The sequence below is a fragment of the Dietzia sp. KRD202 genome (assembly GCF_017168155.1).
In the GTDB taxonomy this organism is placed as follows: domain Bacteria; phylum Actinomycetota; class Actinomycetes; order Mycobacteriales; family Mycobacteriaceae; genus Dietzia; species Dietzia kunjamensis.
In genome coordinates this window covers 122,346-131,547 of record NZ_JABFAN010000015.1, presented here as the reverse complement: position 1 = coordinate 131,547, position 9,202 = coordinate 122,346, and the positions used below count along the sequence as shown (strand labels likewise).

Below are 9,202 nucleotides of genomic sequence, written 5' to 3'. Positions count from 1 at the left end.
GACGCTCACCACCCGGATCGACCCCTGCACCCCGGCTAAGGGGCGGGGTCGATCCGGGTGGTGAGCGTCGGCCTACCTAACGCTGCTGGCGCCCGAAGGCGTGCGGTTCGACGGGCTGCTGTGCCCGGGGTAGGCCCGACACCACGAGTCGGTAGGACTCGGTGACCAGCTCGGAAACCATGTCCGCGGTCAGCGTGCCGCCGGGGTGCAGCGAGATCCAATGCCGCTTGTTCATGTGGTACCCGGGCGTGATGTCGGCGTGCGCATCGCGCAGGGCCATCGAATCCGACGGCAGTGCCTTGAGGATCACCTGACGCTCGCCGTTGACGACCGCGTGGAACATGAACATCTTCCCGCGGACCTTGAACACATCGAAGTCCGGCCCGAACGGGAACTCCAGAGTCGACGCGGGCAGTTCGCGGGCGCGCATCGCCGCGCACTTCTGGAGTTCCCGTCCGTTCATGCCGTCGACGCTACCGTCGCCGGCTCCGCGCCCGGCTCCGTGCCCGGGCGGGCGGGACGCTGCGGTTCGCCCGGCGTGTCGTCGTCCCGGACCAGCCGGGAGATGAGCGGGTTGGCGAGCGTCCCCGCGAACTGCAATGACCCGGCCTGATCGGTCAGGTCCACCATCTGACGGGTATTCCGCAGCTGCAGGCGGTTGAGGCACGAGTGCTTGAACCGCGGAGCGAACAGCGCCTCCCAGGTGGGACGGTGCACCTCGCCGCCGCGACCCTCGCCGCCGCGACCGCCGCCGGGAGCCAGGGTCTCGAGGCACTGCCGCGTCTCGTCCCAGAACTGATCCGCCTCGAGCACCCCGGCGACGTCGAGGATCGAGGCGAGGTGGCGCAGCACCCCGTCCATGACGTCGGTGTGGACGCTCAGTGCGGCTGTCTCCGCGTCCACCACGTGGCGGATCCGCTCGAGCCCAGAGGGCAGAGGCCGGTCACGCACCACGGCGACCTCCTCGCCGATGTCCTTGAACAGCGCCCGGCGCACGGTGTGGTCGGGGCCCATCACCACGATCACGTTCTCACCGTGCGGCATGAAGACCAGCCCGTGCACGAGCAGGCACCTCGCGACGGGCAGCACGTAGGCGTCGAGCAGCGCCCGGAGCCAGGTGCGGGCGTCCAGGCCCGACCGCTCGAGGTGCTCGACGGCGAGGGACCGCCCGTGCAGGTCCACGTGCAGCATCGAGGCCAGCGTGACGGCACGTTCTCCGGGGGCCAGCCGTGAAACGGGGCTCTCGCGCCACAGGGCCGCGATCATCTTGGTGTGCGGCCCCTCGTCCGAGATCCCGGCCGCGGCCGCCCGGTGGTAGGCGTCGCCGGTGTAGCCCACGGCGGCGACCTCCCGCAGGATCTGGAAATCCAGCGCGCGCAACACCGGATCCGAGGCGACGACCCCGGCCACCCAGTCGTTGACGGCCGGGGTGTCGCGCATGTACTTCGGCGACAGGCCGCGGGTGAACCCCATGTTCTGCACGGCGAGGGCGGTCTTGACGTAGCCGCGCTCGGGGTGGTTCACGTCGAAGAAGGTGCGGACGGACTGCTGTGGCCGGTACTCGCTGTCGGATTCGCCCAGGTGGACCAGGTCGTGGCGCGCGAGATCGGGGGCGAACGCCACCGCGACCTCGTGCTGCCACTGCCACGGGTGCACGGGCAGGATGCGGTAGTCGGCGTGGTCGAGGCCCAGCGAGCGCAGCTGGTCGTCGCACCGCATTAGCGCCTCGGTGCCGAACTCGCGCGCGTAGTGGTCGCGCTCGTCGAGGCCCGTGACGGTGGCCAGGTGGCTCAGGCCGCGGCGGGCTGCCAGCCACACCAGGCGGACGGTCGACGGGGCTTCGGGCGTGTAACGGTGACGGTCGGACAGACCCAGGCCCACGCGGCCGTTGTTGGCGACGAACCCGGGATGACCCTCGGTCATCGCGCCCTCGACCTCCTGCAGGCCCGCCTCCGCCAGCTGTTGTGCGGGGCGATCGCGGTGATGCAGGCAGAACGCCGCCGAGCCGAGCGTGGCCGCGATCTCCTCCAGGTAGGTCCCCACGAGCGACCCGGGGATCCCCAGATGGGGCGCGAGGGTGAGGATCAACTCCTGCGCGTCCGGCTCGACCGGGACGCCGTCGACCTCGCGGCACAGCGAGGCCTCGTCGATCGCCCAGTGCTCCAGCGGCAGCACCCGCGCGCGGAACGTCCACCGTTCGCTGCCGGCGCGGACCGCGTAGGTGTCGGGGCCGGCGTCGGTGTGAGTGGAGCGGGTGGGCGCGAGGAGCCGCTCGTGGGAGAACTCGGCCAGCGCCTTGGCGCAGAGGTGGCGGTGCGCGCGGCGCATGGCGTGACCGGTGAGGTGGGCGTGGGGTGGCAGTGCGACCGGGGGTGACGACGACGAGACCGGCATCGACGTCCGGCCGATCTCCGACTCGCGGAACGCCTCGGCACGACAGATGGAGAGCAGCGCCGTCTTGTCGGGCAGGTCGACGGGGCCGTCCTCGCGGAAGCCGGCGCGGGCGTTGAGCCGGTGCACGGCGGTGTTCCGGATGTCCGGCTCCACCACCACCCGGCGGGCCGGGGCGCCGAACAGCGGCACCTCGAACGCGGTCGAGCAGATGGCCCCCATCACGGCCGCGGACGTGCCGGGGACCGGCGTGCGGGTGGGCGCGACGAGCAGGTGCATCCCGAGGTCGCCCGGCTCGTGCGGGTACCGGCCGTCGAGTTCGACGACGTCCGGGTCGTAGAACACGGCCAGGCCCACACGTAGACCGTCGATGCGCACCATGTGCACCGACCGGTGCGGGCTCGCCGACCAGTCGGTGAGGAACTCCTCGACCTGCGCCGGGGTGGTACCCCGCATACCCCAGTAGGCGGAACCGGGATGGTCGAGCCACGCGTGCAGGGTGCGGACGGTGTCGTGGTCGAGGGCCAGTGGTTCCAGGGTGACCAACCCGGCTGGCGTGTGGACGGTGCTGGTGTGGACTGTGCTGGTGTTCATCGTGCCTCCTGGTGCCGGGCGGTCGGGGCGCCGAACTGCTGGAACGCGATCGACGACTCGATCGGGTAGACCTCGCGGCCGCAGATCCCGCGCAGGATGATGCTGTTGCGCATCGCTCCCATGCCCAGGTCCGGGGCGGTGAGCCCGTGGGTGTGTTCCTCCGCGTTCTGGACATGAATGAAGGAGTGTGCGCGGTCGACGGTGTGATCACGGGCCACCCGGTAGCGCCCGCGGCCGTCCCTGTCGATCTCTTCGGCGATCCCGTCGAGGAACCGCGGCGGCGTGGGGGAGTAGCCCGTCGCGAGGACGAGTCCCTCCGTGTGATGGGTCCACTTCCTGCCGGTGTCGGTGCAGCGCAGGTCCAGGCGCAGGGCAGCGCCGGAGGCGGTGGCAAAGTCGGTGGCGTTGCCGGGGTCGGCCTCCCGGCGGGCACGGTCGAGGGCCGTGGCGGCGGCCAGCAGCCCGGTGTCCAGGCCCCGGACCGAACGGCGGTAGAGCAGATCATGGATCTGGTTGATCAACTCGGCGTCGATGCCCTTGTACAACGAACGCTGCTCGCGCAGCATCCGGTCGCGCTGGTCAGGGGGCAGTTCGTGGAAATGGTCGATGTACTCGGGCGAGGTCATCTCGAGTGTGAGCTTGGTGTACTCCATCGGGAAGAACCGCGGCGAGCGTGTCACCCAGTCGACGCGCGGGCCGACGTCGGCAGCGGCGGAGAGCAGGTCGTTGTAGATCTCCGCAGCCGATTGGCCACTGCCCACCACGGTCACCGACCCCAGCGAGAGTAGGTCCTCCCGCCGGTGCAGGTAGTCGGAGGCATGGAGAGCCACCGTGCCGCCACCGTCGAGCAGTCCCGTGTCGATCGGCGACCACGGGGTCGTGCCGATCCCCAGCACCAGGTGGCGGGCGCGATAGGTCTCGGTGCCCTCGCGGGTGAGGGCGGTGACACGGTAGACGGGGCCTCGTCGTCGTCGCCCGGTCCCTCTCGTCCCTGGTCTTCCCGTCGGACGTCGACCACCTCCCGCCCCCAGCGCAGGCCGCGCACCCGCTCGGCAGCCCACCGGCAGTAGGCGTCGTACTCGGCGCGCAGCGGCTGGAAATTCTCACGGATGTAGAACGGGTACAGACGCCCGACCTGCTTGAGGTAGGCGAGGAACGAATACGGCGAGGTCGGGTCCGCCAACGTGACCAGGTCGGCGAGGAACGGCACCTGGATGGTCGCGTCGTCGAACATGAGTCCGTGGTGCCAGGCGAAACCGTCGCGGGAATCGAGGAACACCGCGTCCAGACCCAGCGGCTCGGCCAGGCACGCCAGGCCCAGGTTGAACGGGCCGATACCGACGCCGAGCAGGTCGTGCACACGGGAGGAGCCCAGGGCAGTGCTCACGTCAGCACCCCCGCGGTCGTGGCCTCGCGTATCCCCTCGGCGAGGTAGCGAGCGGCGTCGCGGACGTCCGTCAGCACGACGGCCACGTCCTCGTCTTCGAGGTTCGGATCGAGGACCGTCAGCTTGAGACAGGGCCGGCCGTCCACGACCGTCGACGCGACGAGCGAGCGTCCCTCCGCGAACAGCGCGTCGCGGACGGGGCGCACGAGGGCGTCGGCCTCGTCGTCAGTGAGTGCGCTGTCGGTGACGGGACGGTCGGGCGCGGTCACCGCGGGCCGGGGCCGGAAGAGCACCGTCGACAGGGCGGGGCGCCGCACCAACTCGAATTCCGGGTCGGCCTCGATCGTCCGGCCGATCCGGGCGGCCACGTCGATCGCCTCGTCGAGCAGACGGCCGATTCCGTCAGCGCCCAGCACGCGGAGCGTCATCCACAGTTTGAGGGCGTCGAAACGGCGGGTGGTCTGCAGGGACTTGTCCACGGCGTGGTCGTCGCCGTCGGCGGGGTTGAGGTAGTCGGCGCTCACGGTGGAGTGGCGGAAGCCCGAACCGTCGCGCAGCAGCAGCGCCGAGGCGGCCACCGGCAGGAAGAACGTCTTGTGGAAGTCCACGGTCACCGAGTCGGCGAGCTCGATCCCGTCGAGCAGGTCCCGGCGCGTCGGGGAGACCAGGAGCCCGCCGCCGTACGCGGCGTCCACGTGTAGCCAGACGTCGTGGTCGCGACAGACCCCACCGACCGCCCGCAGCGGGTCGATCGCGCCGTGGTCGGTCGTGCCGGCCAGCGCGACGACGGCCGCGACCTCGTCCCCGGCGTCGGCCAGCGCGGACAGGGTGCGGTCCAGGGTCGCGGGGTCCATCCGGTCGCCGTCTCCGGGCAGGGTGATGACCGCATCCGGCGAGAGTCCCAGCAGGCGGGCCGCCTTGACCACGCTGAGGTGGGCGTGTTCGCCCGTGACGATGCGCAGCCGGGACAGTCGGGCGCCACGGTCCGCGTCCCGCCCCGCACCCCGGCGCCCGGGGGCCGGTCGGGCGAGACGGTCCTCGCGGGCGGTGAACAGGCCCTGCAGGTTGGAGGCGGTACCGCCGGTGGTGAAGACGCCGTCCGGGCGGGGGGTCGCGTCGAGATCACTGGCGTCGAAAGCACTGGCGTCGAAACCGATGAGCCCGGTGACCCAGTCGATGAGCCTCTGTTCGATCAGACACGCCGACGTGCCCTGGTCCCAGGGCTCTACAGCCGTATTGACCGATGTCGCGAGTGCCTCGGCGGCGACCGCCGGGATGGTGATCGGGCAGTTGAGGTGGGCGAGGTAGCGCGGGTGGTGGTAGCCGACGGCGTGGTCGAGGTAGAGCTCCCGGACCTCCTCGAGTGCCCTGTCCAGCGTGCCCAGCGGTGCGGCGAGATCGACGGCGGCGGTCTGCGCTGCCAACGTCGAGGGCGACGCGGACGAGCGCGGCGTGGTCCGACCGTCGAGATACCGGCTCACCTCGGCGGTCGCGGCAGCCAGGGCGGCGGCGTGGGCCTCCCGGTTCCGGCTGCTCAACAATGGATCGTTCACGGGTACTCCGACCTACTCGGGGACAGTGGCACGACCGAACGCTATGCAGGGTAGGCTTACCTAAACAGCAATAGAGTGACATGAATCACGTTGTGGGACAGGTGAAGTGGAAATCTTTGACGTAACTGTTGTGTTGGGGGTTCGGATCCCGCTACGGTGACGCCCACCAAGGTAAGCCAAGCCTAAGTCGCCTGGGCCGGTTCCGGGCGGGCGACGTTCCACACTAGACGGAGACCCCATGACCGCACCCGCTGCACGATCCCGGCTGACGCTCGACGGACCAGATGGCCCGGCGCGTCCGCGGGCCCGGGCGGTCCTCGTGGCCCTCGCGGCTTTTCTGGCGCTCCTGGCCGTGCTGGCCGGGTGCTCGACCGGCGCCGTCGACGGCGGCGGCGACGCCGGCGCGGGAGGCGAGGTCGAGCGGCAGAGCGAGTTCCCCCGCACCATCTCGCACGCCTACGGCGAGACCGAGATCCCGGAGGCGCCCCAGCGGGTGGCCACCATCTCCTGGGTCAACGCCGACGTCTCCCTGGCGCTGGGTGTGGTTCCGGTGGGGATGCCCCGCAACTCGTTCGGCGCCAATGCGAACGGGTCCACCGATTGGTTCGACGCTGAGCTGGAGGAGGTCGGCGGTGACATGCCGACGCTGTACTCCGAGACCGACGGAATCAACACCGAGGCGATCGCCGCCCTCGAGCCGGATCTCATCCTGGGTGTCTACTCCGGGATGACCGCGGAGGAGTACGAGACCCTCTCGAAGATCGCCCCCACCATCGCGATGCCGGAGGGCGACGTCGCGTTCGGCACCGCCTGGCAGGACTCGACCCGGCTGATCGGCCAGGCCCTCGGTCGTTCCGAGGCCGCCGAGGAGCTCATCGCGGACGTCGAAGGGCAGATCGACCGGGTCGCCTCTGACCACCCGGGAATCCGCGACACGACCTTCATCTACGGCACCGTCGACCCCGACGCGGCGGAGAAGATCTACGCGTTCACCGACGTCGACAACCGCCCCCGCTTCCTCGAGCAGCTCGGGATGGTCCAGGCGCCGGTCGTCGCCGAGGCCTCGAGCGGCTCGCCCGAGGAGTTCGCGGTGACCTGGTCGCCCGAGCGCGCCGACGAGCTGGTGTCCGACATCCTTGTCACCTACGCCGCCTCCGCCGAGGTCCGCGAGGCCATCGAGTCCGACCCGCTGCTCGGGCGCATCCCCGCGGTCGAGGCCGGGCGGATGGTCGTCCAGACCGACGAGCAGCAGGTGCTCTCGATCTCCGCCTCGTCGCCGCTGAGCCTGCCGTGGGCGCTGGAGAACGTCGTGCCCGACATCATCGCGGCGGCAGAGCAGGCCTGAGAAGCGTGACCAGCCCCGCGACAAGCACCGCCGACCCGCCTGTCCTCCCGGCGGGCGGGTCGGCGGGTGGGTCGGCGGTGCCGGCGGTACCGACCGTGCAGCGGCGCCACCGTGTCGTGATCGGCACGGTGGCCTCGTCGACGTTGCTCGTCGCGGGCGTGGCACTCTCGCTGTTCGTGGGAGCGCGATCCGTCGACCCGGCGGTGGTGTGGTCGGTGTTGGCGGCGCTCCCGTCGCAGGTGTTCGCCGGTGACCTCACGGCCACCCTCGCCCCCGGGTCGGGCACCGGGATGGACGAGGTGGTGGTGGCCGCCCGGGTTCCCCGCACGATCACCGCGATCCTCGTGGGCGCCGCGCTCGCGGTGGCGGGCGCCGGGCTCCAGGGCGCCACCCGCAATCCGCTCGGCGACCCGGGCCTGCTCGGGCTGACCGCCGGCGCCGCGCTCGGCGTGGTGCTGGGGCTGGCCCTCGCGCCGGCCGCCGGCCCGTCCGCCGTCGCGTTGTTCGCGGTCGCCGGCTCCCTGGCCGCGGGCATGGTGGTGGTCGGCGCCGGTCGACTCGGCGCCGACTCCGGCACCGGACTCGTCCTCGCCGGGGCCGCCGTCACCGCGGGGTGTACCGCGGTGACCTCCTCGCTGGTCATCGCCCTTCCCGGAGTCCTGGACCGGTTCCGCTTCTGGGGCCTGGGCTCGGTGGCCCGCGCGTCCGCACCCGAGATCGGTGCCGCCGCGCCGTTCATCCTGCTGGGGCTCGTCCTCGTCCTGGCCGGCGCGGCCACCCTCGACGCCCTCGCGCTCGGCGACGACCTGGCCCGCGGGCTGGGAGTGGGACCCGTCGTCGGGCGCGCCGTGGTTCTGGCAGGTGTGGTGATCCTGTCCGGGGTCGCCACCGCGCTCGCCGGCCCCATCGCCTTCCTCGGACTGCTCGTGCCGCACCTGCTGCGGCGGCTGGTGGGGGTGGGCAACCGCGTCGTCCTGGGCCTGTCAGTGATCGTGGGGCCGGTGGTCCTGCTGTTCGCGGACACGGTCGGGCGTGTGGTCGCCCCGCCCGGGGAGATCGCCGTCGGTGTGATGACCGTGGCGATCGGTGTGCCGTTCCTCATCGCCCTGCTCCGCGCGAACCGGGGGGTGGGCGGCTCGTGAGCCCCGACGTCCTCGACCGAACGGCCGGCCCCGCCAGCGGCTCCTCGACCTGCACCGAGCTCGCCGAGACCGAGCAGGTCGTCCGCCACCTGTCGGCCCGCCGCCGCAGGCATGCGGCCCTCGTCGTCGTCGGCCTCGCGGTCGTCCTGGTGACGGTGATGGCGGTGCGCGTGCTGCTGGGGCGCTACACGGTGACCATCCCCGACTTCGTCGCCATCCTCGGCGGGGCGACGATCCCCGGTGCCACGTTCGTGGTGATGGAGGACAAGCTGCCGCGTGCGGTCCTCGGCGCGCTCGCCGGCCTGGCGTTCGGCGCGTCCGGCGCGCTGTTCCGACGCGTCCTCGGCAATCCCCTGGCCAGTCCTGACATCCTCGGGATCTCCCACGGCGCCTCCGCCGGGGCCGTGGCCGGGATGGCGCTGTGGGGGCTGCGCGGCGTGGGGGTCGTACCCGCCGCGCTGCTGGGATCCGCCGTCGCGCTCGCGATCGTCCTGGCGGCCTCCGCCGGTCGGCGCACCGGGATCGTCGGCCAACGCTTCCTGCTCGGCGGTGTGGCCGTCGCCGCCCTCGGCACCGCGGTGGTCACCCAGCTCATCGCGCGGCTCCCGCTGACCGGAGCCCAGGAAGCGGCGGTGTGGACCGTCGGCTCGCTGTCCGGGGCGTCGGGGGAGCGCATCGCCTGGCTCGCCGTCGCGCTGGTGGTCCTGCTCCCGCCGGGGATGTGGCTGCACGCCGCGCTCCGGCCCGCCGAGCTGGGGCCCGAGCTCGCCGTCGGCCTCGGGTCCCGCCC

The 9,202-nt window shown here is 71.9% G+C and carries 7 protein-coding genes and 1 pseudogene; 3 read left to right on the top strand and 5 right to left on the bottom strand.

The features are described 5' to 3' along the window. Nucleotides 1–76: 76 nt before the first annotated feature. From J1M64_RS10615 to J1M64_RS10600, 5 genes and pseudogenes are all read right to left on the bottom strand, one after another. The gene (locus J1M64_RS10615; RefSeq protein WP_096905612.1) at nucleotides 77–463 is read right to left on the bottom strand and encodes an MmcQ/YjbR family DNA-binding protein; all 387 of its coding nucleotides are present in this window, start codon (nucleotides 461–463) and stop codon (nucleotides 77–79) included. Further along, complete coding sequence (locus J1M64_RS10610) at nucleotides 460–2,985, bottom strand: GNAT family N-acetyltransferase (RefSeq protein ID WP_206474163.1); 2,526 nt, start codon at nucleotides 2,983–2,985, stop codon at nucleotides 460–462. Before J1M64_RS10610 ends, J1M64_RS10615 begins: the two co-directional genes overlap by 4 nt. Beyond that, nucleotides 2,982–4,046 (bottom strand): SidA/IucD/PvdA family monooxygenase, encoded by a 1,065-nt coding sequence (locus J1M64_RS10605; RefSeq protein ID WP_307872426.1) that lies wholly within the window; start codon nucleotides 4,044–4,046, stop codon nucleotides 2,982–2,984. The genes J1M64_RS10610 and J1M64_RS10605 overlap by 4 nt, the downstream gene beginning before the upstream one ends. Next, a pseudogene (locus tag J1M64_RS20200) lies at nucleotides 4,037–4,345 on the bottom strand (SidA/IucD/PvdA family monooxygenase); the annotation flags it as partial. The gene J1M64_RS10605 and the pseudogene J1M64_RS20200, both read right to left, overlap by 10 nt. Nucleotides 4,346–4,368: 23 nt before the next feature. Further along, entirely contained in the window at nucleotides 4,369–5,910 is a 1,542-nt protein-coding gene (locus tag J1M64_RS10600) for a pyridoxal-dependent decarboxylase (RefSeq protein ID WP_206474162.1), read from the bottom strand. A 253-nt stretch (nucleotides 5,911–6,163) separates the two neighbouring features. On the opposite strand from J1M64_RS10600, the gene J1M64_RS10595 reads away from it, so the two are divergent. The 3 genes from J1M64_RS10595 to J1M64_RS10585 form a co-directional block, all read left to right on the top strand. Then, nucleotides 6,164–7,270 carry an iron-siderophore ABC transporter substrate-binding protein gene (locus J1M64_RS10595; protein ID WP_206474161.1) on the top strand — a complete coding sequence of 369 codons (1,107 nt, stop codon included), beginning with the start codon at nucleotides 6,164–6,166 and terminating at the stop codon, nucleotides 7,268–7,270. Nucleotides 7,271–7,275: 5 nt separating this feature from the next. After that, nucleotides 7,276–8,412: an iron ABC transporter permease gene (locus J1M64_RS10590; RefSeq protein ID WP_307872425.1), complete on the top strand. Its 1,137-nt coding sequence runs from the start codon at nucleotides 7,276–7,278 to the stop codon at nucleotides 8,410–8,412. Then, nucleotides 8,409–9,202 (top strand): iron chelate uptake ABC transporter family permease subunit (locus tag J1M64_RS10585; RefSeq protein WP_307872424.1); only part of this gene is annotated, 794 nt, incomplete at its 3' end. The genes J1M64_RS10590 and J1M64_RS10585, both read left to right, overlap by 4 nt.